The following is a 22,626-nucleotide window of genomic DNA, read 5'->3' as shown; positions in this document are numbered from 1 at the left end:
ACTGAGCGCATGGATCAGACGCAGCCCGACCTGCTCGCCCCCCTCGGTGATCTCGCCGTCTTCGCCGGACGGTGGGCCGGCAGCGGCACCGGCCACTACCCGACGATCGACGACTTCGCGTACGACGAGGTGATCGAGTTCGAGCCGAGCGGAAAACCGTTCCTGTTCTACCGCTCTCGCACGCGCAAGGCGGGTGGCGGGGCACCGATGCACACCGAGACCGGATATCTGCGGTCGGCGGACGGTGTCGTCGAACTGCTCGTGACGCAACCGACCGGTTTCGTGGAGATCCAGCGCGGTGCGCCCGTCGGCGGGGTCCTCGACTTCACCCAGCACACGTTGGGGGCGTCACCGAATGCCAAGCCGGTCCACGAGATCCGGCGCCGCTGGGAGCTCTCCGGCGACGGGCGGACCCTCACGTACGACATGTGGATGGCGTTCGACGACGTCCCCATGACGCATCACCTGCGCGCCGAACTGCACCGCGCGGATTGAGGATTCAGAAGTCCCAGTCGGCGTCCTCGGTCGGCTTCTGTTTGCCGATGACGTAGGCGCTGCCGGATCCCGAGAAGAAGTCGTGGTTCTCCCCTGCCCCGGGGTCGAGCGAGGACAGGATCGCGGGGTCGACCTCGCAGTCGCCCGGCCGGAAGAGCGGATCGTAGCCGAGGTTGGCGAGGGCCCGGTTGGCGTTGAACCTCATGTAGGGCAACACCTCCGGTGTCCAGCCGACCTCGTCGTACAGGTCGGCGGCGTAACAGACCTCGTTGTCGTACAACGCCTGTAGCAGCTCGTACGTGTAGTCCCGATGTTCGGCGCGGGCTCCGACGTCGAGCCGGTCCAGGGCCTGTCGGCACTTGTAGCCGATGTAGTACCCGTGGACCGCCTCGTCGCGGATGATCAACCGGATCAGATCGGCGGTGTTGGTGAGTGTGCCGCGGCTCGCCCAACGCATCGGCAGAAAGAAGCCGCTGTAGAACAGGAACGACTCGAGCATCACGGATGCGGCTTTGCGTTTCAGGGCGTCGTCGCCGCGGTAGTAGTCGACGACGATCTGCGCCTTGCGCTGCAGGTACGGGTTGTTCTCGGACCAGTCGAACGCGGCATCGATCTCCCGCGTGGAGCACAGTGTCGAGAAGATCGAACTGTAACTCTTCGCGTGCACCGACTCCATGAACGCGATGTTGGTCAGGACTGCTTCCTCGTGCGGGGTGGCGGCGTCGGCGATCATCGCGACGGCACCGACGGTCGCCTGGGCGGTGTCCAGGAGCGTCAGTCCGGTGAACACCCGCACGGTCAGCTGCCGTTCCGCGGCAGTGAGGGCTTCCCACGACGGCAGATCGTTCGACAGCGGGACCTTCTCGGGCAACCAGAAGTTGCCGGTGAGCCGATCCCACACCTTGGCGTCCTCCGGGTCGGGCAGACGATTCCAGTTGATCGCGTGGACGCGGTCGATCACCCTGCCGTTCACCGATCCTCCACGAGTCCGATCGGTGCGCCGCTGCGGGCGGCGTCGAACCGGCGTCCGACATCCGCCCAGTCGACGATCGACCACAGTTGCTCGATGTAGTCGGCCTTGACGTTGCGGTACTGCAGGTAGAAGGCGTGCTCCCACGCGTCGAACACGAGCAGCGGGGTGCCGGTGACGGCGAAGTTCGCGTGGTGGTCGTGCACCTGGTGGACGACGAGCCGGTCGCCGACGGGATCCCAGGCGAGCACACCCCACCCGGAGCCCTGCACGGTGCCGGTGGCTGCGGTGAGTTCGGCCCGCAGCGCGTCGAAGCTGCCGAAGTGCTCGTCGATCGCGGCGCCGAGTTCACCGTCGGGGCGGTCACCGCCGTCGGGTGACAGGTTCGTCCAGAAGATCGAGTGCAGTGCGTGTCCGGACAGGTTGAACGCCAGTGCCCGTTGCAGGCCGGCGAGAGCGGTGACGTCACGGCGTTCGCGAGCGTCCCGGAGTTGTTCGACGGCCCGGTTCGCGCCCGCGACGTAGGCGGCGTGGTGGGCGCCGTGATGCAGTGCCATGATCTCGCCCGAGATCGCCGGTGCGAGTGCCCCGTAGTCGTATGCGAGGTCGGGCAGCACGTAGTCGGCCATGGGTTTTCGTCCTTCCGTGGTTCGGATGGACCGAGCGTAGCTCGAGGTTTCGGCTAACCGAAATTAAAAGTTCACATTCTTGAACTCATGTCGGCGGTGGGGGATCTGAGTGAATCCGACACAGGAGTGACCGCAGCTCCTACACTCGCGGGAATGGCCGACGAACCACGCAGCGCCCGTGTCCATGCGTTCCGCGACGACGCCCTCGGGGAGCTCGACGCCACCGGTGTGGCCGCCCGTATCGCGTCCGGTGAGGTGTCGGCGCGGGAGGTGGTGGAGGCCGCGATCGAGCGCACCGAGTCCGTGCAGGGCGCGGTGAACGGTGTCCAAGCGCGGGACTTCGAGCGGGCACTGCGGTCCGCGGACCTGCCGCGATCCGGCGTGTTCTCCGGGGTACCGACGATCGTGAAGGACAATGTCGACGTCGCGGGGCTGCCGACCGGTCAGGGCAGTCACGCGTTCACGCCGGCCCCGGCCCGGCGCAACAGTGCGTTCGTCGACCAGTTCCTGTCGACGGGGGCGGTGTCGATCGGCAAGAGCCGATTGCCGGAGTTCGGGTTCAGTGCGTCCACCGAGTATCCGGACGACGATCCGGTCCGCAACCCGTGGAATCCGGAGTATTCGTCGGGGGCATCGTCCGGCGGCGCGGCAGCCCTGGTGGCATCGGGTGCGCTGCCGTTCGCGCACGCCAACGACGGTGGCGGCTCGATCCGGATCCCTGCTGCCGCATGTGGTCTCGTCGGGTTGAAGCCGAGCCGGGGCCGGACGGTGGCGGACGCGGCGGACAACACGATGCCGATCCGGATCATCGCGCAGGGCGTGGTGACCCGTTCGGTCCGCGACAGTGCCCGCTTCTATGCGGCAGCCGAAAACTACTACCGCAACCCGAAACTGGCGCCCGTCCGGCTGGTCGAGGGTCCGGGATCGTCCCGGCTGCGGATCGGGATGATCGTCGACTCGGTGACGGCGGTGCCCACCGACGACGAGACCCGCAAGGCCGTGTACGCCACCGCGGCTCTGCTCGAGTCGCTCGGACATCGGGTCGAGGAGGTGCCACTGCCCGTCGGAGCCGACTTCCTGCACGACTTCAAGATGTACTGGGGTTTCCTGTCGTTCGCGCTCCTCATCGGCGGCAAGAAGATGTTCGGGCCGACGTTCGACGCCGCGAAGACCGACAATCTCAGTCGCGGCCTGGCCGCCATGTACCGCCGGCACATGGTCGAGACGCCGCGCATGCTGTACCGGCTGCACCGCACCGCCCGCACCATGGACCGCGTGTTCTCCGAGTACGACGTGATCCTGACCCCCGTCCTCGCGCACACCACCCCGAAGATCGGGTATCTCTCCGCGGCACTGGATTTCGAGACCCTGTTCGACCGGCTGACCACCTATGTGGCGTTCACGCCGCTCAACAACGTGTCCGGCGGGCCGGCGATCTCGCTGCCGTTGCACCGCACGTCGACGGGGCTGCCGCTGGGCATGCACTTCTCCGCGCACCACGGCGACGAACGCACCCTCCTCGAACTCGCCTACGAGTTGGAGGCGGCGTCGCCGTGGGCGCGGATCCAGGACCCGGACTGAACCCGGGCGTCCGGCTCAGTTCTCCTCGGCCGCACGCAGGAGTCCGACGATGTCGTGCTGACCGCGGTTCTGCGCATGCTGCAGTGCCGTGCGCCCGTGCGCGTCGCGGATCAACGGGTCGGCACCCGCGTCGAGCAACTGGGTGACGGTGTCGACGTAACGCGTCGAGCCGTCCCCGTAGACGACCGCCTCGAGCAGCGCCGTCCACCCGGGGTCGTTGACGTGGTTCACCGGGACACCCGCCCGGATCAGGATGCGGACCGTGTCGACGTGCCCGTGCTCGGCGGCCGGGATCAGGGCGGTACCGCCGAACCTGTTGGTGGCGCGGACGTCCGCGCCGTGTTCCAGGGTGGCGAGCAGGATCTCGTTCAGCCCCTCCGCCCCGGCATACAGGAACGCCGAGTCCTGCACGGCGTCCTTCGCGTTCACATCGGCGCCGGCGTCGATCAGGGTGAGGGCCTCCGCCACGTCACCGGCCTTGGTCGCCGCGATCAGGCGACGGTCCAGGTCCGGGTTCGATGCTGTCGGCTCCGGGACGCTCGAGACGGATATGGACGGCACGGATGTGGGCGGCACGGAAGCGGCTGGGGTGGGCGCAGATTCGACGGCGTCACCACTGCCGCACGCGGCGGTCGTCAGGGCAACGACCGTCAGGGCGACCAGTGCGACGGCGGCTCTCACCGCAGGCTCCCGGCGATCTCGGCGAGGCCTGCTGCGGCGCACGCCTGGTCGGCGTTGCCGTCGGGGGCGCCACCGACACCGATACCGGCGATCGACGCGTTGCCGACCTTGACGCTCACGCCGCCGGGCAGGAACAGGGTGCCGGGCAGGTCGGCGATCGTCGGGCCGTCGCCCTTCACACGACCGGCGAGGTCGCTGGTGTTCGCGCCGAACGCGGCGGCCGTGTAGCCCTTCTGGCGTGCCGCCTCGACGGTGTGCTCGGCCGCGTTGTCGCCGCGGAGCATCGCCTGCACGTTGCCGAACCGGTCGACCACCGACACGGTGACATATCCGAGGCCGTCGGCCTGGCACTTGGCGAGCGCGGCCTGAGCGGCGCGGCCGGCGGTGGCCACGGACAGCCGGTTGGCGGTGACGGTGCCCTGGTCCGCGTCGGCCGGCTTCTGCGTCGACATCGCGACCGGGCTCACCTCGGTGGTGGTCGACGACGCCGCTACGTCGTCGCCGGTTCCGCAGGCGGTCGCGGCGAGCAGCGCGACGGCGGGGACGGTGATCGCGAGGGCGCGGGGCAGGCGGCGGGAGATGGTCATGGTGGGCCTTTCGAGCAGGAGGGGGAATCGAACGACTTCGAGCCTCCCGTGGGACCGATGGTCGGGCATCGGCCGCGCGGCCACCGCCGGATCATCCGAATGGCCGATCCCCGGGCCCGGCATCGTCCGTAGGATCGGCCCGATGCAGGACAACCGGGACGACGCGGCCTTCCGTGGACCGCTCGGTGTCGCGATCCACCTCTCGTTCTACGTGCTGCTCGCGGCGTCGACGGCCCGCTACCTGACATATCACGGGGTGAGCGGACGGTGGCTCGTCGTCGCCGGGCTGATCGTCGTGCTCGCCGCGCTGTACGCGGTGATCGTGGTGCTGTCCCGCCGCGGCACCGGCTGGCAGCCGTGGGTGTGGCCGGTGCTGTCGTCGTGGGTGACGCTGGTGTGGCTGGCGCCGAGCTTCGCGTGGACGGCGTTCCCGATCTTCTTTCTGTGCACGCGCGCGTTCCCACGCTGGGCGGCGTATCTGATCGTCGCGGCACTCGCGGTGTTCGCGGGCATCGAGTTCGCGTCGTTCAGCGGCCGCACCGAGTGGGCGGTGCTGCTGGCGCCGCTGTGCACCGGGGCGCTGATCGTGCTCGCGTACGGGCAGGTGCAGCGGGACAGCGCCGAGCGTGAACGCCTCCTCGGCGAACTCGTCGCCGCCAAGTCACGGCTCGCGGACACCGAGCGGGAGGCCGGCGTGCTCTCCGAGCGGGAACGTCTCGCGCGGGAGATCCACGACACCGTCACCCAGGGCCTCACCAGCGCGCTGCTGCACCTCGAGGCAGCCGACGCGGTGTGGGACCAGCGCGGCGCGCAGGCCCGGGACGAGGTGCGGGTGGCCACTCGCTCGCTGCGGGAGAACCTCGCCGAGACCCGCAACCTCGTCCACTACCTGAGCTCCCCCGATCTCGAGACGCAGACGCTCGACGCCGCCCTGCTCGCCGCGGTCCGCGGATACGTGCCGTCGGCGCAACTGCGGGTGATCGGCGAACCGGTCGGGCTGCCGGCGGACGTCGAGCACACGCTGCTGCGGATCGTGCAGAGCGCGGCGTCGAACATTCGACGGCACGCCCGCGCGCACACTGTGGGGGTGACCCTGACGTATCTGCCCGATGCCGTCGCCCTGGACGTGTTCGACGACGGTGTCGGATTCGTGGTGGGCGCGACCAGCGGGTTCGGCCTCCCGGCGATGCGCCGGCGCGTCGAGGAGCTGGGCGGCACGTTCTCGGTGGAGAGCACTCCCGGGGAAGGCAGCGTCGTCGCGGCGCAGATCCCGCTCGGGGGTGCGTCGTGATCTCGGTGCTGCTGGTAGACGACCATCTCGTGGTGCGGGCGGGGTTGCGGGCGCTGCTGGATTCGCAGCCCGACATCGAGGTGATCGCCGAGGTCGATACCGGTGAGGACGCGGTCGCGGCGGCCGCGGACCGCTCCCCCGACGTGGTGATGATGGATCTGGCGCTCGGTACGGGTATCGACGGCGTGGAGGCGATCCGGCAGATCCGGGCGGCGCGGCCCGACCAGCCGGTGCTGGTGTTCACCACGTACGACACCGATGCGGACGTGGTGCGCGCACTCGACGCCGGCGCGATCGGCTATCTGTTGAAAGATTCGGCGCCACAGGACATTTTCGGTGCCCTCCGGGACGCGGTCGCGGGCCGAAGTGTCCTGTCGCCACCGGTGGCGGCGCGCGTGTTGGATCGGATGCGCCGCCCCGATCAGGCGCTGACGGCACGGGAGGCCGAGCTGCTGGGTCTCCTCGCGGAGGGTCTGACGAACCGAGAACTCGGCAAGCGGCTGTTCATCAGCGAGGCGACCGTGAAGACCCACCTGGCCCACATCTACGCCAAGCTGGGCGTCGACTCGCGGGCCGCCGCGGTGTCGATCGCCTTGCGGCGGGACGGGATTCGATGACCGATGTCCTCGTACTCTTCGATCCGCGTGCAGGGCACGCCCACGCTGTCACACCCCGACCTCGAACCGCTCGGCGCGCAGCGCCTTTCGTGACCGGACGACCGGTCACGCCGGTGCTCACGACTCCGTGGCGTGGTCGCCGGTACTCGTGTCCTGCTCGTCGCCGGCCAGGATCAGGTACAGCGCCCGTCGGGCGTCGGTGAGCACCTTCTCCGCCGCCGCGAGTTGCTCGGCGGTTCCGGACATCTGGACCTGGCGGGCGGCGCCGTGCAGGTCGTGGAGCGGTCCACGCAGATCGGGTCCCGATCCCGCGAAGGCGAAGGGGTCACCCCAGGAGTCGGCGTTCTGCTCGACGAACTCGCGTCCGGCGTCGGTGAGCGTGACGAGCTTGCGTCCCCCCTCGGCACTCGTCCGGACCAGGCCCTCGTCCTCCAACTGCTGGAGCGTCGGGTAGATCGCGCCGGCGCTGGGACGCCAGGCGCCGTTGGTGCGATCGGTGATGGTCTGCATCAGCTGGTAGCCGTACATCGAGTCCTCCTTCAGCAGGAGCAGGACGGCTGCGCGGACGTCGCCGCGACCTGCTCGACCCAGGCCACCGCGTCCGCGGGGTCCGCCGTGTCCGCGACCCCGGCCTCGACCACCGCGCATGCGGGGGTCCTCGCCGTCGAACGGGCGGTGATGGCGGCGCTGCCGGCCCATCTCCTCGCCCCACGCGGGGTGTCCGTGCATCTGTTCCGGCCCTCGCCGGTGATTCATGTTCCTCATCGGTTTCTCCTTCTCTTCGTTTACCGACACACTCACGATATATCGTGATCGTATCTTTGAAAAGGGTGGCGCGAGTCACCGATCGCCTCGATGGGCCATTCGACGGAACCGGGCGCCGAGACCGAAGCCGTGGGATTTCATGGAGCGCCGCTGGACCCGCTCTCGATCGACGGCCGGCGACGAGTGCGACGCTGTGCCGGTTCACACCGCGGTGCCCCTCGACGGTTGTTCGTCCACCCTCTCACCGGACGGCGCCCACTGCGGATCGCGTCCGGCGTAGCCGAGGAGCCGATCCAGCTCCGAGGCGTCGTCCGGGACCGCGACCACCGGCCCGTAGAGCCCCTCGCGTCCGGCTTCCTCCCCGGGCACGGACATCGAGGCGGCGAAGCTCAGGCTCGCCTCGACGTCGGCCGGATCGGATTCGAAGGGCTGACCGGTGGCGCGTGCGAGGTCCCAGCCGTGCAGGACGAGCTCGTCGATCGCCACCACGCCCATGACGGAGGCGGGCATCGTCACGCCGCCCGCCTCCGCGTCGCCTTCCCAGGCTCCGGGCTCACGCCACGCGGCGGGCAGTGCCTCGAGTTGGCGTTCGAGCCGCTCCCGCCAGTCCCCCGGCAGTTCCGTCGGTCGTGCCGACCCGTCCCCCGGGAACGGGGTCTTGCGGGCAGCGGCCGCGAACGCGTTCGTCAGCTCGAGGAGATGCCGCAGCAGGTCGGCCACCGACCAGTCGGTGCAGGGCGTCGGGAGCCCCAGGTGCTCGTCACGAACCCCGGCGGCCACCCGCGCCACCTGCATCGACGCCGGTCCCAGGTCGTATTCGGTCGTCATGAGTGTCTCCGTCCGTCGAATGTCGTCTCACAGGTATCGACCGGGCGGGGGCGCGAAACTCATCGGCGCCGGATCAGTGGCGCCGGATCAGTGCGGGGACTTGAGCTGCATCCACGCGAGCACTGTCAGGATCCGCAGGGCCGGAACCGACTCGTCCAACCCGGCCTGTTCCCGCAGCGAGACGAGGCGTCGATGCAGTTTTCCGTCGTCTGCACGCAGCGCCTGCCGCACGGGCTCGAGGTGCGCCTGCTTGGTGTCGAGCACCTCTCCGATCACGCGATCGTAGATCGGGAACAGCCGCGGCCGTTTCCGTGCGATCAGCTTCGACGCCACGGTCCGGCCGATGCTCGGGACCGTCCACAGCGCCGTCTCGAGCCGGCACACCGGCGACTCGGCCGTCAGTTCGTGTGGCTCGTCGACCAGATCCCGATCGGGGCCGACGGCGGCCAGCAACTGGGTGAACTCGTCACCGCGCTCCCGTAGCAGGATCTGCGCACCGTCCGGAGAGACTTCCACTGCCAGCATCGTCACCGCCACGAGATCGTCCGCGGTGAAGACGTCGGCGTCCCGCTCGCGGGTCCCGGTCGAGTCCCACGTATCCCAACGGGCTCCGCTGCGCAGATACCCGGTCTTGACGAGCGGCTCGGTGAAGTACCGTCGCAGGACCTCGACAGCAGCGTCGTCGCCGGACGCCAGAACCTTCGGGAGCCGAATCGTCATGTCAGGCATCCTCGTTCATCACGTCGAGGACGTGCTGCGCGAACGCACGGTTGTGGTACTGCGCGAACGGACCGCGTCCCTTGCTCACCAGCAGCTCGGCCAGCGGACGAATCGTCGTCTCGTCGAGCGGCAGTTCGAAGAACTGCTCGTCGGCTCCCTCGTCGGAGAGGAACCAGTCGATCAGCACACCGTCACCGTCCGCGGACGCGTGTTCGGTCTGCTTCAAACGCAGCAGCGGGTTGGCCAGCGCCAGCCCGTCGAGGCTGTATCCGGTGCTGCGCTGCAGCGCCGACAGCGACGCGAACAGCACGGTACGGAAGTCGACGGTCTCGCCGTTCTCCGTGTAGCGCTCCACGTAGAGCACTTCCATCGGGCCGATGTTGAGGGTGAACAGGCGCTCACGCTCGGCCGTCTTGTTCGTGCTCGGCAGGCAACTCAGCGTCCACTCGTCCACCTCGACCGCGGCCGGGTCGTCGAACGCCGACGCGAGATAGCCGGCGATCAGATCGACCACCACGTCGAAGAACGGGTCGGTCTGCAGCAGCTTGAAGTTGGCGTCGGTCGCGGCCGGGTGGATGTCAGGCATGGATGATCCTCGAGTCGTGGGGCGACCTCCGAGGATACTGCGCCGAGGATCCTCGACTCGGCGCCAGCGGCCCCCTCCCCTCAGACGCTCGACGACTCCATCCGATAGTCGCCCAGCGGGAAGCTCCGCGCCTCTGCGAAGGCGTTGGCCGTCGACGTCGGACGCAGCAGCGCGGCTTCGCCGTGCTGGTTGAAGTAGTAGGACCGCGCCGAACCGCAGCTGCCGCCGTAGAAGACCGAGTCGTCGAGGTTCGCGGTCATCCGGTCGAGGAATCGGGTGTTGGCGTCCTCGGTGACCTCGAAGACGTCGGCGCCTTGTCGCCGCATCTCGGTGAACAGCCGGGTCATGTGCGCCATCTGCGATTCGATGGTGGTGAAGTACGACAGCCCGCTGTACGAGTACGGACTCGCGAGCGTGAGGAAGTTCGGGAACTTCGGCACCGCGACCCCCTCGTACGCCTGGAAGCGGTTGTCCCGCCACCACTTCCCGAGATTGCGACCGTCGCGCCCGATGACCTCGATGGCGGGGAAGTTCACGTCCCACAGGTTGAAGCCGGTCGCCAGGATCAGCGTGTCGATGTCGGTGCGCCGGCCGTCGGTGGTGACGACGGCGTCCGGTTCGATGCGCGCGATCGAAGTGGTCTCCAACTTCACGTTCTTCTTCGTGAACGTCCGGTAGTAGTGGTTCGAGAAGGTGGGCCGTTTGCAGCCGAAGTCGTAGTGCGGCGTCAGTTGCCGGCGCAGATCGGCGTTGCGCACCTGCGCGCGCAGGAACAGCTTCGACGCCGCCGCGGCACCCTTGTTGAGGATCTTCGCCTGCCGATAGTGCAGCACCGCGCTCACCATGATGCCCTCGAGGATGGCGTCGCTGACCGCCCGGGCCACGCGCTGCGTCACCGGTACCCGCGAGAAGAGTCGTTGCACCACAGCGGGAATCGGCATGTCGAGCTTCGGCACCACCCAGATGGGGGTGCGCTGGTAGACGGTGAGCTCCCGTGCCTTGCGGGCGACCTCGGGGATCAACTGGACGGCGGTGGCGCCGGTACCGATGATCGCGGACCGCGACCCGGCCAGGTCGATGCCGTCCTCCCAGGCGGTGGTGTGCAGCACCCGCCCGGCGAACGTGTCGATGCCGTCGATGGCCGGCAGTTGCGGCTGCGACAGGAACCCGGTCGCGGTGAGCAGGTAGCGCCCGGTGACCTGGCCGCCGCCCTCGGTCGACACCACCCAGTGCCGGGCGTCCTCGTCCCAGCGGGCGCCGGTGACGACGGTGCCGAATCGCATGTACCGGCGCAGGTCGTACTTGTCGGCGACGTGCTCGGCATATCGCTTGAGCTCGGCACCGGGCGCGAACAGCCGCGACCAGTGCGGATTCGGCTCGAACGAGTACGAATAGGTGACCGACGCGATGTCGACGGCAAGACCCGGGTAGCGGTTGACGTGCCACGTGCCGCCGAGGTCGTCCTCGCGTTCGAGGATGGCCAGGTTCGTCAGGCCGAGACGGACCAGGGCGATCGCCGCACCCATACCGCCGAAGCCGGCCCCGACGATCACGGCGTCGTACTGCGTGTTCTGCTCCACGGGCGCACCCTTCCCCAGATACATGTCACTACCAGTATCACTCACATGGGTGGGTCCGGCCAGGGTTTCGGCACGTTTGTTCGTCGATACGACGGAACAAGAAATGTGACCGCTGCGTCTGTTCTCATGGGTGCTGCTGCACGCGCGAGGAAGACCCGGTGACCGACAACTTGCCCCGGCCCGAGATCGGCGCTCTTGTCGGTGCCGGTAACCGGCGTTCAGCGATGGACGGCGACGGCGTCGATTTCGACTGTCGCGCCGTAGGGGAGTCCGCTGACGCCGACGAAGGTGCGAGCGGGGCGAGGTACGTCGAAGATCCGCTCGAACTGCCGGTTCGCTTCTTCACGCAGGGATAGGTCGGTGACGAAATAGGTGAGTTTCACAACATCTTTCAGGTCACCGCCGACCGTGGCGAGCCGATCCACCATCCGCTCGATCGCGGCGTCCAGTGCCTCTGTCCGGCCGGGCACTGCGATGCCGTCGGCGGTGACGGACAGCGCCCCGGACACGAACACGAATCCGCCGGCGACGAAAGCCGGACTGTACGGGTGGTCGGCGGACACCTCGGTCATCGACATCGAGTACTCCCTCGGACGGTTCGGCAGCAACGAGTTCGTCCGACCATAGCCCGAGGTCGGCTCGCTGAACGAAACCGACGCGACGAGCGGGCCTACTCCCCCGACCCCACCGGCAGCTTCAAGATCTGCCGCGCCCGCGGCGTCACCCGACACTCCCCCGACGCCACCGAATGCAGAATCCCGTTGTACACCAGATCCCACATCCGCGGATTCGACTGCACATTCCGCAACCGGAACGAATAGATCTGCCGACCCGACGAATCCTTCAACCGCAGAACACGATTCACGCCATCGGCCGAAAACTTGATCTCCACCAACTCGTACGTGTCGACCCACGAACTGTTGACCTGAACCCATCGGGCACCGGCAGCGAACCACTCCCCGCCGAGGCGCCAGTACATGAACAAGCCGCCAGCCAGAACGAACAGCCAGACATCCCAGTAGGTCATCCAGCTGAAGCCGTTGGCGACGGTGAGGAACACGACGGTGACAGCGATCAACAGCAGCCCGGCCTGCCATCGGAGCTTCCTCGTTGGAAGCGACCACTCCAGGACCGGCCCCAGGTGTTCGGGGCCGGGCGGACGGGAGCCGGGAACCGGCCCCTCCGGTGTCGTCTCCATCGCTCGGGACTCGCTCCGTGGAGCGACAGGTGGCCGCGGTTCGCCCGTCACAGAATCGGGCATCGGTGGTAGCAGTCGGTATTCGTCCGAACCTCGCACGGTCAATCCCCCCACACCTTTTGAATCGCATAGCCGGTACCCCAGGTGACGAGCGCTCCGACACCAACAGCGACCACAGTGGCCGGTCCTCCCGCCACGCTGGCCAGAATCAACGCGGTCGCCCCTGTGCCCGCCACGAATCCACTGGTGTTCTTCGCGATCGCCAGGGCCGCGTCACCACCGTCTTCGGCCGCTCTGACATCGAAGTAGGTCTGTGTTCCGGTAAGGACGACACCGACAACGGGAACCTTCGATCCCACTTTCGATATCGCGGATGCACCGTCTTTCATGACCGGTGTCGACAGTGCCTTCGCCACGGGGTTGTCCGCCAGGCCACCGATCAACCGATTGTTCTGCGACACCACTCTGGCCGCATCGTCTGCCGCGGATTCGAAGGTGGTGACGGCTCGGGCGGCGGTGGTCTCCCAGTAGGGGTCGCCGCTGCGGGCGGCGTCGGTGGCGAGGGTCCGGAACTTGTCGAGTTGTCCGCGTCGTATGTCGGAGACTTCGGCCCATTTCACGACTTCTCCGGCGGCGGTGCCGATGTAGCCGGTGACTCCGGCAGCGGCCATCCAGTACCACTGTGCCCGCATGTCCTGGACTGCGGTGTCGATCTCTCCGAGGACACCTTGTAGCGCCGTGTGCGCGGCGGATTCCGCGTCACGTCCGTCTCCGGCGATCTCGGCGGCCTCGTCGTATGCGGCGCGCTGCTGCGCGGCCCGCACCCCGGCATCGATGGTGTCGCCGACCGCCTCGTCCGGGTCCGCGATGACGACGGGACCGCTACCGTCCGATTCCACGCGCAGTCCCGCACGGTCCGCGATTTCCACGGCCTGCCCCATCCTCGCCCGGGCGGTCTCGAGTCCGTCCGCGAACACCCGCAGATGTTCTGCTGCTGTCCGTGCCGACTCGGCGATCCCACTCGCACCGACGTTCATTCCGGAAATCCGCTCCCGGAACCCGTCGCCGGCCGAGCCCTGCCACTCGGATTCCGACGTCCAGCGGGCCTTGACGAACGCCGTGGACTGCCGTGCCACCGCAGCGGCCAGGCCCTCCAGCCGATCGGCGCAGTCCCGGCACGCGCGCGGATCCCCCGGAACGAACACCTCGATCGGCATCTACTCGCCCTCCGGCCGGGGAATCAGCCCGGACACGTCCAGGTATTGCTGTCCGCTGGATTCGTCGGCCGCGCGGTAGTCGCCGAGGTTCGCCTGCACGACGTCGGCTGCCATTGCCGCGGACGCCGTGACGGTGCCCATGGCGTCGGCGATCGAGGCCAGCAGTTCCGCGATCGTGCCCGTCGAGGCGCCCGCATCGGGGACGTCGGGGGCGTCGGCGCCGGCCTCGTCGAACCCGCGTGCTGCGTCGGCCAGTACCCGCGCGATCTCGTTCAGGTTCCCGACCTCGATGCCGCTCACCGGTCACCCCAGCCGTCGCTCAGCCACGACGTGGGCCGATACTCGTCCGGCTCCGGCGGCATCTCGCGGTGCCGCGCCTCGGCCGGTAGTTCCGCGTCGAGCAGCACCGTGTCGTATCCGGTCGTCTGCGCCACGTCACGCAATCCGGTGTCGTCGACGCTCGCCCACGGCTGGTGCGGCCCGCAGCAGGTCACGAGCTGATCGAGCGTCGTGTAGGCCGGTAGGGCCAGCCGCCCGTCCGGCAGCCGCCGCAGTTCCAGTTGCGCCATCGCACCGGGCCGGCCGGTGATCGGCAGATACAGAATTCCCCCACGCATTTCGTCTCCTCCCCAGGACATGCGTCGTCCACCGTAGCGTCCGTCCGTGACGATCCCCACGATCGACCTGCGCGCTTGGCAACTTGTCGGCCCCCTGCCGTACGTTCTGCCGAGTGATCGATCCCTGGACTCCCGCGCAGGTCGCGGCCGCAGCACCCGATGCAGCATCGCTGTCGGCGGCGCGGTCGTTGTCCTCGAAGTGGTCGGACCTGGGCTGTGACGGCAGCGCCCTGTGGGGGTCGTGCCGGGGCAGCGGGAAGGCGCCGTATCTTGCGGCGGTCGATCTGACGGGCCCCGCCTACCGTTGTTCGTGCCCGAGCCGCAAGTTCCCGTGCAAGCACGCGGTGGGTCTGCTGCTGTGCTGGTCGGAGGGCCGGATCCCGACCGGTGCGGCCCCCGAGTTCGTCACCGAGTGGATCGCCGGGCGGGCCGCGCGCGCTACCGCGAAACCCGCCGTCGACGCCACACCGGACCCGGCGACGGTGGAGCGTCGCACCGACCGGATCGCGGCGGGCCTCGGCGAACTCGAACGCTGGCTGACCGACCGGATCACCGCCGGGCTCGGCTCGGTCACCCACGACACCGCAACGTACGACGCGATCGCCGCCCGCATGGTCGACGCGCAGGCCCCCGGCGTCGCCGCCACCCTGCGATCGCTGCCCGCTCTGGTCGCGTCCGACCCGGACTGGCCGGCTCCGCTGCTGGCCGCGTACGCGCGACTGCACCTGCTGATCCGTGCGTTCCGGGACCGCGACCGCCTTCCCGACGACCTGAATGTCACCGTCGCAACACATCTCGGTGTTCCGGTGCGTGCCGACGACGTTCGCGCCCGCCCCTCGGTGCGCGATCACTGGCAGGTGCTGGCCGTCCGCACCGCCGAGGAGGGGCGACTGCTCGCCCGCCGGGCGTGGCTCCTCGGACGCGACAGCGGCCGTTGGGCGCTGCTCCTCGACTTCGCGCACGGTAGCGCCCAGTTCGCCACGGCGGCACCGATTCCCGGCACGATCGTCGACGCCGACCTGCACTTCCATCCGGGTGCGGCACCGTTGCGTGCGCTCCTGGGCACGCAACACGGTGCCCCACAGCCGTGTCCCACACCACCCGCCACCGATCTCGACACGGCGCTCGACGGCTATGCGGGTGCCCTGGCCGCCGATCCGTGGCTGCGGTCGTGGCCGATGCTGCTCGCCGACGTCACCCCCACCGTCACCGGAGGCGTCTGGCACGTCGTCGATCGTGCCGGCCGGGCACTCCCGGTCGGCGGCGACGACGCGGCCCGCTGGCGACTACTGGCCGTCTCCGGTGGGCAGCCGGTCACCGTGTGCGGAACCTGGGACGGCACGGCCCTGATTCCGGTTTCCGTGTTCGACGCCGCAGCGGTGGTCTCCACATGAACCGCCCCTTCCCCGAATCCCTCACCGCTGCTGCGCTTCTCGGTACAGCACGGTCAACGCTGCCGCTGTCCGACCTGCACACCGCAGCGACGGCGACGACCCTGGACGCCGATCCGGCGACCACACTGCTCGCAGCGGCGGCCCTCGAGTCGGCGTTCCTCGCCGGCGCCGCCACTCCCACCACGACCGCGCTCCCGGCACCCGCCGACGACGATCCCCGTCCGGCCCTGCCCGATGCTGCGGTCGAACGGCTGCGGTCGATGCTCGTCGTCGATTCCTCACTGCTCCCCGAATGGTTCGACGTAGCAACGGGTTTCCGTGCCCCACCGCCGCTGCTGGCGGAGGTTCTCGACGCCGCCCTGCGTCGCACCGCGCACCGTGACCGTCTCGTCGAGTTCGCCGGACCCCGCGGGCAGTGGCTCGCGGCCCGCAACCCGGATTGGGCACCGCTGCGGCTGCCGGACCCGTCGGACGACGAGGACTGGCGGCACGGTTCCCCCGCGATCCGGTTGCGCTGGTTCGCGGCGCTGCGCGACACCGATCCGGAGGCGGCCACCGCGCTGCTCACCGCGGCCTGGACGTCCGAGAAGGCGGACGTGCGCGCGGCACTGGTGTCGGCGCTCGCGAACGGACTCGGTCCCGGCGACGAACCCCTGCTCGAGCGCGCCCTCGACGACCGCGGCGGGCGCGTTCGGCAGGCCGCCGTCGGACTGTTGACGCGGCTGCCGGGGTCCGCGTTCGGGCAGCGCATGGCGCAGCGCCTGCGGGACTGGGTGTCCGTCTCCGGCACCGTCGTGACCGTGGACCTGCCGGACGAGTTCGACGACACCGCCCGCCGGGACGGTCTCGACCCCCGGACCGCCCGCCGACCGGACGTCCTGCTCACCGCCGCCGTGCAGGCGGCGCCGCTGACGGTGTGGTCCGAGTTCGGTGTCACCCCGGAGTCACTGCCGTACGTGACGATCTCGGAACCCTTCACCGACGCAACCGAATTCGCGTGGTCGTCGGCCGTCGCACTGCAGGGCGACGCCGACTGGGCGCTCGCGTTGCTGCGCCGCCACGGCACCGTCAGTACACCCGTCGCCCGGCATCTGCCCCGTGATGTTGTCGTCGCCCGACTGCTCGCCACCCCGGACGGGGCGGTGCCCGACGGCAATCTGCTCGAGGTGCTGCCGGCGCCGTGGCCGCACGACGTGGCCGCCGCGGTCCTCGGTGCGGTGTATGCGGCACGGGCCCCGCTCGGCGAGCTGCGGCACCCGATCGACCTGCTGGGGCATCGGGCCCCGTTCGAGTTCCAGCCCGTCCTGTCCGAGGCTGCGACCCGCGCCGGCAACCTCGACCGGCTGGCCCTGTTCGCGGCCGCCGCCGACGTCCTCACCCACCGCCGACACCTTCACCAGGAGCTGACGTGACCGACACGATCACCGCCGAGCCCGCCCTGCTGCGCCCGCACGCCGAGCAGCAGTACGCGCACGAACTCGCGGCACTCGCCGCGGCCGACGACCGGCCGCGCCCGCCGTCGTGGCAGCTGTCGCCGCAGGCGGTGGTGACGTATCTGCTGGGTGGGGCGCTGCCCGACGGCACCGTGATCTCGCCGAAGTACATCGGCCCGCGCCGGTTGATGGAGGTCGCGGTCGCCACCCTCGCCACCGACCGGGCGCTGCTGCTGCTCGGGGTGCCGGGCACCGCGAAGACGTGGGTGTCCGAGCACCTGGCGGCGGCGGTCTCCGGGGAGTCGACGCGGCTCGTGCAGGGCACGGCCGGCACTGCGGAGGAGTCCGTCCGGTACGGCTGGAACTATGCGCGGCTGCTCGCCGAGGGCCCGTCGGAGGCGGCGGTGGTGCCGTCGCCGGTGCTGACCGCGATGCGTGACGGTGCGATCGCCCGCATCGAGGAACTGACCCGCATGCCGGCCGACGTGCAGGACGCGCTCATCACGATCCTGTCGGAGAAGACGCTGCCGGTGCCGGAACTCGGCACCGAGGTGCAGGCGGCGAAGGGGTTCAACGTCATCGCCACCGCCAACGACCGGGATCGCGGTGTCAACGAGCTGTCGTCGGCGCTGCGCCGCCGCTTCAACACCGTCGTGCTGCCGCTGCCCGCGTCCGCGGACGACGAGGTCGCGATCGTGGTGCGCCGCGTCGAACAGCTCGGTACCGCCCTGGAGCTGCCTCCGGTGCCGGCAGCCGCAGAGGAGATCCGGCGCGTCGTCACCGTGTTCCGGGAACTGCGCGACGGGGTGACCGTCGACGGCCGCACCAAGGTGAAGTCGCCGTCCGGGACGCTGTCGACGGCGGAGGCCATCTCGGTGGTGACGAACGGGCTCGCGCTGGCCGCGCACTTCGGGGACGGCACCCTGCGGGCCGGGGACGTCGCCGCCGGCATCCTCGGGTCGGTGCTCAAGGATCCGGTCGCCGACAAGGTGGTGTGGACCGAGTACCTCGAGGCCGTCGTGCGGTATCGCCCCGACTGGGACGACTTCTACCGGGCGTGCCGCGAGGTGGCCGGGTGACCGGAAGCGCCGAGGTCCGGGTGTTCGGTGTCCGGCACCACGGACCCGGGTCGGCGCGGGCGGTGCTGCGGGCGCTCGACGCGTTCGAGCCGGACACCGTTCTCGTCGAAGGCCCGGCCGACGCCGACACCCTCGCCCCGCTCGCCCTGGACGACGACCTGCGCCCTCCGGTGGCGCTGCTCGGGTATGCCGCGAACGATCCTGCGCGGGCGGCATTCTGGCCGCTGGCCTCCTTCTCCCCGGAGTGGCAGGCCCTGCGGTGGGCGGTGTTCCACGACGCCGACGTCCGCTTCTGCGATCTGCCGGCCACGCTCGCCCTGGCCGCCGACCGCCCCGTCGACGCCGACCGTCCCGACCCGTTGACCGGGCTCGCCGCGGCCGCCGGCTACGACGACTTCGAGCAGTGGTGGGATGCCGTCGTCGAATCCCGTTGCCCGGGTGAGGAGTCCGATCCGATCGCCGCGTTCGACGCGATCACCGATGCGATGGCCGCGCTGCGGGAGGGCATCGACCTCGACGAGCACACCGCGCGTCGCGAAGCACACATGCGGCAGGTGCTGCGGGCGACGATCAAGGCGGGCGCGTTGAAGGTCGCGGTGGTGTGCGGGGCGATGCACGCGCCCGCGCTCACCGGCAAGCTGGGCCCGGCAGCCCCGGACGCGCGACTGCTGCGCGGGCTGCCGAAGGTGAAAGCGTCGCTCACCTGGGTGCCGTGGACGCATTCCCGGCTGTCGGTGGCGTCCGGTTACGGGGCGGGCATCGTCTCCCCCGGCTGGTACGAGCACCTGTTCACCGCCGGCGACCACCCGACCGCCCGCTGGTTCACGCAGGTGGCGCGGGTGCTGCGCGACGAGGATCTGCCGGTCTCGAGTGCCCACGTCATCGAGGCCACCCGTCTCGCGGACACGCTCGCCGCCCTGCGGGACCGGCCCCTGCCGGGTCTCGAGGAGATCACCGAGGCCACCCGGGCGGTGCTGTGCGACGGCGACGACCTGCTGCTCGATCTGGTGACCCGTCGGCTCGTCGTCGGCGAGGCCCTCGGCGACGTCCCCGCCTCCGCGCCGACCGTCCCCCTCGAGACCGATCTGCAGGCCCGGTCGAAGTCGTTGCGGCTCAAGCGGTCCGCTGCGGCGAAGGAACTGAATCTGGATCTGCGCACCGACCTCGACCGGCAGCGCTCCCAGCTGCTGCACCGGCTGCGGCTGATCGATGTGAGTTGGGCGCAGCCGGCGCGATCGGAGGTCCGTTCGACCGGCACGTTCCGGGAGACGTGGACGCTGCAATGGCAGCCGGAACTCGCGGTCGCCGTCGTCGAGGCGGCCCGCTGGGGCACCACCGTGGAGACGGCCGCCGAGACGGTGGTCCGGGAACGGATCGCACACCCCGACGTCACCCTCGGCGACGTCACCGCCCTGCTCGAGCAGGCCCTGCTCGCGGACCTGTCCGGCACCGTCGCGGACCTGCTCGGTGCCGTGGACGCCGCCGCGGCCCTCGACCACGACGTCGCACATCTGATGGCGGCGCTGCCGCCGTTGGTGCGCACCCTGCGTTACGGCGACGTGCGCGGCACCGACCTGTCCGCGCTCGACCGCGTCGTCGATGCCCTGCTGGTGCGGATCTGCGCGGGCCTGCCCGCCGCCGTCACGGGCCTCGACGCCGACGCCGCGGACGCGGTGCGCACCGCCCTCGACGACGTGCACACGGCCGTCACCCTGCGCGACGATCCGGCATCCACACAGCGGTGGCTCGACACGCTCACCACCCTGTCCGGACGCGACGACGTCGACGGCACGCTGACGGGACGCACCGTGCGGTTGCTGCACGACGTGGGCCGTCTCGACACCGCCGCCACCACGGCAAGGGTGGGGCGGGCACTGTCCGCGGGTGTCGCGGCCGCCGCGAAGGCCCGCTGGATCGACGGGTTCGCCGGTGGCAGCGGTCTGCTGTTCGTCCACGACCGGGACCTGCTCGGTCTCGTCGACGCGTGGCTGTCGGGTCTGCACGCCGACGAGTTCGTCGACGCCCTGCCCGCGCTGCGGCGCACGTTCGGCGGGTTCGGGCCTGTGGAACGCCGCACACTCGGCGAAATCGTGTGCGGTGGAACCCGATCCGTCGACATCAGCACTGTTCTCGACACCGACCGCGGCGGCCGGGCCCTGGCGGCCACCGCCCTGATCCTGGGGGTCCCCGCATGAGCGCACCGGTCGACGACGAGCGGCTGCGCCGCTGGCGGCTGCTGCTCGGGGACGCCGCCGAGGAATCGACGGGCACGCTGGAGTCGCCGTCGGACGCCGCGATGGATGCGGCCCTGTCCGCACTGTACGACGACCGCGGGACCGCCGACGGGAAGAGCGGCCGCTCCGCCGGTCTCGGCGGGTCGGCGCCGCGGGTGGCGCGCTGGCTCGGCGACATCCGCACCTACTTCCCCGTCTCGGTGGTGCAGGTGATGCAGCGCGACGCGATGGACCGGCTGGGGCTCACCCAGCTGCTCCTGGAACCGGAGCTGCTCGAGGCCGTCGAACCGGACGTACACCTGGTGGGGACGCTGCTGAGCCTGAACCGGGTGATGCCCGAGGCCACCAAGGCGACCGCGCGGACGGTGGTGGAGGCCGTCGTCCGGCAGCTCGAGGAACGCCTGGCCCGCGCCACCCGATCCGCGGTGACCGGGGCGTTGAACCGGGCGGCCCGCACCACCAACCCGAAACTGCGGGACCTCGACTTCCACCGCACCATCCGCGCCAACCTGCAGCACTATCTGCCCGAGTACCGAACGGTGGTGCCGGAGAAGCTGATCGGCTACGGCCGCCGCTCGCAGGCGGTGCAGCGGGACGTGGTTCTCGCGATCGACCAGTCCGGGTCGATGGCGTCGAGTGTGGTGTACGCATCCGTGTTCGGGGCCGTCCTCGCGTCGATGCGGGCGCTGCGGACATCGCTGGTGGTGTTCGACACCGCGGTGGTGGATCTGACCGACAAGCTGGCCGACCCGGTGGACGTACTGTTCGGCACCCAGCTCGGGGGCGGGACCGACATCAACCGGGCCATCGCGTACAGCCAGTCGCTGATCACCCGCCCCACCGAATCGCTGTTCGTGCTGATCTCCGACCTGTACGAGGGCGGGATCCGCGCCGAAATGCTGTCCCGGGTGGCCGCGATGCAGGCCGCGGGCGTCCAGGTGGTGGTGCTGTTGGCGCTGTCCGACGACGGCGCCCCGGCCTACGACCGCGACAATGCGGCCGCGCTTGCGGCGCTGGGGGTTCCGGCGTTCGCCTGTACCCCGGACCGGTTCCCGGACCTGCTCGCCGTCGCTCTCGAACGCGGCGACGTCGGCGCGTGGGTGCAGCGCAGCGGGCTGGGCGACACACCGAGCGCGTGACGGTGAGCGAGCAGGTGTCGGGGCCGGAGAGGACCGCGATGCCGAGAGAACTGCTCCGGACGGCGCGCACGGATGCCCCTCGTCCGGCCCGGCCCCGCGTTAGGGTGCAGAGCACCACGGCCGGCCGAAGGAGCCGACCCGGAGCGAAGGGAACAGCAGTGGAAATCCAGGGAACCGCGGCACTGGTCACCGGTGCGGCATCCGGTCTCGGCGCCGCGACCGCGAAGCGTTTCGCCGACGCCGGCGCCACCGTGTTCGGGTTGGATCTGGCGCAGTCCATCGAGCGGGCCGGCGACAAGGCACCCGCCGGCGTGACGTTCCTGCCCACCGACGTCACGAGCGAAACCGAGGTCCAGGCCGCGATCGACACGATCGGCGAATCGGGGGTGCCGCTGCGCACCGTCGTCAACTGTGCGGGTGTCGGCTGGGCGGGCCGGATCCTGTCGAAGAACGGCCCACACGATCTGGAACTGTTCCGCACCGTCATCACCGTCAACCTGCTGGGCACGTTCAACGTGATGCGCCTGGCCGCGAACGCGATGCAGCATCTCCCGACGGTGGACGACGCGGGTCAGCGCGGCATCATCGTCAACACGGCGTCGGTGGCGGCCTTCGAGGGACAGGTCGGGCAGATCGCGTACACCGCGTCCAAGGGCGGCGTGCACGCCATGACGATCACCGCCGCACGCGACCTCGCACAGGTCGGCATCCGCGTCAACACGATCGCCCCCGGCACCATCGACACCCCGATGCTCGCAGGCGTCACCGACGAATACCGCAAGAACCTCGAGGCCGGGATTCCGTTCCCCTCACGCCTCGGCAAACCCGACGAGTACGCGCAGCTTGCACAGTTCCTCGTCGAACACGACTACCTCAACGGCGAGACGATCCGCATGGACGGCGCCCTGCGCATGGCGCCGCGGTAGGTCCTTCCCTCGCATTTCGCGACCGTTCCATCGCGATAGGTGCACGAAACACGGTCGGC

General features: G+C 69.9%; 24 protein-coding genes. 10 read left to right on the top strand and 14 right to left on the bottom strand.

Annotated features, from left to right (window positions below):
* Positions 1-9: 9 nt before the first annotated feature.
* Positions 10-495 carry a heme-binding beta-barrel domain-containing protein gene (locus Q5696_RS00850; RefSeq protein ID WP_305093365.1) on the top strand — a complete coding sequence of 162 codons (486 nt, stop codon included), beginning with the start codon at positions 10-12 and terminating at the stop codon, positions 493-495.
* Between the two features lie 4 nt (positions 496-499).
* Here Q5696_RS00850 and nrdF read toward each other — a convergent pair whose 3' ends face one another.
* On the bottom strand, positions 500-1,468 hold the full coding sequence (gene nrdF, locus Q5696_RS00845; RefSeq protein WP_305093364.1) for a class 1b ribonucleoside-diphosphate reductase subunit beta: 969 nt from the start codon (positions 1,466-1,468) through the stop codon (positions 500-502).
* Entirely contained in the window at positions 1,465-2,094 is a 630-nt protein-coding gene (locus Q5696_RS00840) for a superoxide dismutase (protein WP_305093363.1), read from the bottom strand. The genes nrdF and Q5696_RS00840 overlap by 4 nt, the downstream gene beginning before the upstream one ends.
* Before the next feature lie 153 nt (positions 2,095-2,247).
* Here Q5696_RS00840 and Q5696_RS00835 point away from each other — a divergent pair, with 153 nt between their 5' ends.
* Positions 2,248-3,675 carry an amidase gene (locus Q5696_RS00835; protein ID WP_305093362.1) on the top strand — a complete coding sequence of 476 codons (1,428 nt, stop codon included), beginning with the start codon at positions 2,248-2,250 and terminating at the stop codon, positions 3,673-3,675.
* A 15-nt stretch (positions 3,676-3,690) separates the two neighbouring features.
* Here Q5696_RS00835 and Q5696_RS00830 read toward each other — a convergent pair whose 3' ends face one another.
* Both Q5696_RS00830 and Q5696_RS00825 read right to left on the bottom strand, forming a co-directional pair.
* The gene (locus Q5696_RS00830; RefSeq protein WP_305093361.1) at positions 3,691-4,356 is read right to left on the bottom strand and encodes an ankyrin repeat domain-containing protein; all 666 of its coding nucleotides are present in this window, start codon (positions 4,354-4,356) and stop codon (positions 3,691-3,693) included.
* The gene (locus Q5696_RS00825) at positions 4,353-4,943 is read right to left on the bottom strand and encodes a GlcG/HbpS family heme-binding protein (RefSeq protein ID WP_305093360.1); all 591 of its coding nucleotides are present in this window, start codon (positions 4,941-4,943) and stop codon (positions 4,353-4,355) included. The genes Q5696_RS00830 and Q5696_RS00825 overlap by 4 nt, the downstream gene beginning before the upstream one ends.
* A 142-nt stretch (positions 4,944-5,085) precedes the next feature.
* Here Q5696_RS00825 and Q5696_RS00820 point away from each other — a divergent pair, with 142 nt between their 5' ends.
* Positions 5,086-6,234, top strand: coding sequence for a sensor histidine kinase (locus Q5696_RS00820; protein WP_305093359.1), 1,149 nt, complete (start codon positions 5,086-5,088; stop codon positions 6,232-6,234).
* On the top strand, positions 6,231-6,851 hold the full coding sequence (locus Q5696_RS00815) for a response regulator (protein WP_305093358.1): 621 nt from the start codon (positions 6,231-6,233) through the stop codon (positions 6,849-6,851). Before Q5696_RS00820 ends, Q5696_RS00815 begins: the two co-directional genes overlap by 4 nt.
* 117 nt (positions 6,852-6,968) lie before the next feature.
* Here Q5696_RS00815 and Q5696_RS00810 read toward each other — a convergent pair whose 3' ends face one another.
* The 10 genes from Q5696_RS00810 to Q5696_RS00765 form a co-directional block, all read right to left on the bottom strand.
* Complete coding sequence (locus Q5696_RS00810; RefSeq protein WP_305093357.1) at positions 6,969-7,616, bottom strand: PadR family transcriptional regulator; 648 nt, start codon at positions 7,614-7,616, stop codon at positions 6,969-6,971.
* A 201-nt stretch (positions 7,617-7,817) separates the two neighbouring features.
* Entirely contained in the window at positions 7,818-8,444 is a 627-nt protein-coding gene (locus Q5696_RS00805; protein WP_305093356.1) for a TIGR03086 family metal-binding protein, read from the bottom strand.
* Between the two features lie 87 nt (positions 8,445-8,531).
* Positions 8,532-9,164 (bottom strand): DUF6308 family protein, encoded by a 633-nt coding sequence (locus tag Q5696_RS00800; protein ID WP_305093355.1) that lies wholly within the window; start codon positions 9,162-9,164, stop codon positions 8,532-8,534.
* Between the two features lies 1 nt (position 9,165).
* Positions 9,166-9,750 (bottom strand): hypothetical protein, encoded by a 585-nt coding sequence (locus Q5696_RS00795; protein ID WP_305093354.1) that lies wholly within the window; start codon positions 9,748-9,750, stop codon positions 9,166-9,168.
* An 80-nt stretch (positions 9,751-9,830) separates the two neighbouring features.
* Positions 9,831-11,354, bottom strand: a complete 1,524-nt coding sequence (locus Q5696_RS00790) for a flavin-containing monooxygenase (RefSeq protein WP_305095410.1) — start codon at positions 11,352-11,354, stop codon at positions 9,831-9,833.
* Positions 11,355-11,548: 194 nt separating this feature from the next.
* Entirely contained in the window at positions 11,549-11,908 is a 360-nt protein-coding gene (locus Q5696_RS00785) for a RidA family protein (protein ID WP_305093353.1), read from the bottom strand.
* A gap of 92 nt (positions 11,909-12,000) precedes the next feature.
* Positions 12,001-12,528 (bottom strand): hypothetical protein, encoded by a 528-nt coding sequence (locus tag Q5696_RS00780; RefSeq protein ID WP_305093352.1) that lies wholly within the window; start codon positions 12,526-12,528, stop codon positions 12,001-12,003.
* A 101-nt stretch (positions 12,529-12,629) separates the two neighbouring features.
* Positions 12,630-13,745 (bottom strand): WXG100-like domain-containing protein, encoded by a 1,116-nt coding sequence (locus tag Q5696_RS00775; protein WP_305093351.1) that lies wholly within the window; start codon positions 13,743-13,745, stop codon positions 12,630-12,632.
* Positions 13,746-14,045, bottom strand: coding sequence for a hypothetical protein (locus tag Q5696_RS00770; protein WP_305093350.1), 300 nt, complete (start codon positions 14,043-14,045; stop codon positions 13,746-13,748).
* Positions 14,042-14,362 (bottom strand): SAV_915 family protein, encoded by a 321-nt coding sequence (locus tag Q5696_RS00765; protein ID WP_305093349.1) that lies wholly within the window; start codon positions 14,360-14,362, stop codon positions 14,042-14,044. Before Q5696_RS00765 ends, Q5696_RS00770 begins: the two co-directional genes overlap by 4 nt.
* A 113-nt stretch (positions 14,363-14,475) precedes the next feature.
* Between Q5696_RS00765 and Q5696_RS00760 the strand changes: the two genes are divergently transcribed.
* The 6 genes from Q5696_RS00760 to Q5696_RS00735 all read left to right on the top strand — a co-directional run bounded on the left by Q5696_RS00760 (position 14,476) and on the right by Q5696_RS00735 (position 22,567).
* A complete protein-coding gene (locus tag Q5696_RS00760; RefSeq protein WP_305093348.1) occupies positions 14,476-15,756 on the top strand; it encodes an SWIM zinc finger family protein in 1,281 nt (426 codons plus the stop codon).
* A complete protein-coding gene (locus Q5696_RS00755) occupies positions 15,753-17,168 on the top strand; it encodes a DUF5691 domain-containing protein (RefSeq protein ID WP_305093347.1) in 1,416 nt (471 codons plus the stop codon). The genes Q5696_RS00760 and Q5696_RS00755 overlap by 4 nt, the downstream gene beginning before the upstream one ends.
* Complete coding sequence (locus tag Q5696_RS00750) at positions 17,165-18,268, top strand: ATP-binding protein (RefSeq protein ID WP_305093346.1); 1,104 nt, start codon at positions 17,165-17,167, stop codon at positions 18,266-18,268. The genes Q5696_RS00755 and Q5696_RS00750 overlap by 4 nt, the downstream gene beginning before the upstream one ends.
* Positions 18,247-20,463 (top strand): DUF5682 family protein, encoded by a 2,217-nt coding sequence (locus Q5696_RS00745; RefSeq protein ID WP_305093345.1) that lies wholly within the window; start codon positions 18,247-18,249, stop codon positions 20,461-20,463. The genes Q5696_RS00750 and Q5696_RS00745 overlap by 22 nt, the downstream gene beginning before the upstream one ends.
* Entirely contained in the window at positions 20,460-21,641 is a 1,182-nt protein-coding gene (locus Q5696_RS00740; RefSeq protein ID WP_305093344.1) for a VWA domain-containing protein, read from the top strand. The genes Q5696_RS00745 and Q5696_RS00740 overlap by 4 nt, the downstream gene beginning before the upstream one ends.
* 158 nt (positions 21,642-21,799) lie before the next feature.
* Complete coding sequence (locus Q5696_RS00735) at positions 21,800-22,567, top strand: SDR family NAD(P)-dependent oxidoreductase (protein WP_305093343.1); 768 nt, start codon at positions 21,800-21,802, stop codon at positions 22,565-22,567.
* Positions 22,568-22,626 lie beyond the last annotated feature (59 nt).

Source organism: Prescottella sp. R16, from assembly GCF_030656875.1.
Classification (GTDB): Bacteria; Actinomycetota; Actinomycetes; order Mycobacteriales; family Mycobacteriaceae; genus Prescottella.
The sequence above is the reverse complement of the archived record's forward strand: the minus strand, read 5'-3'. Positions and strand labels throughout refer to the sequence as shown.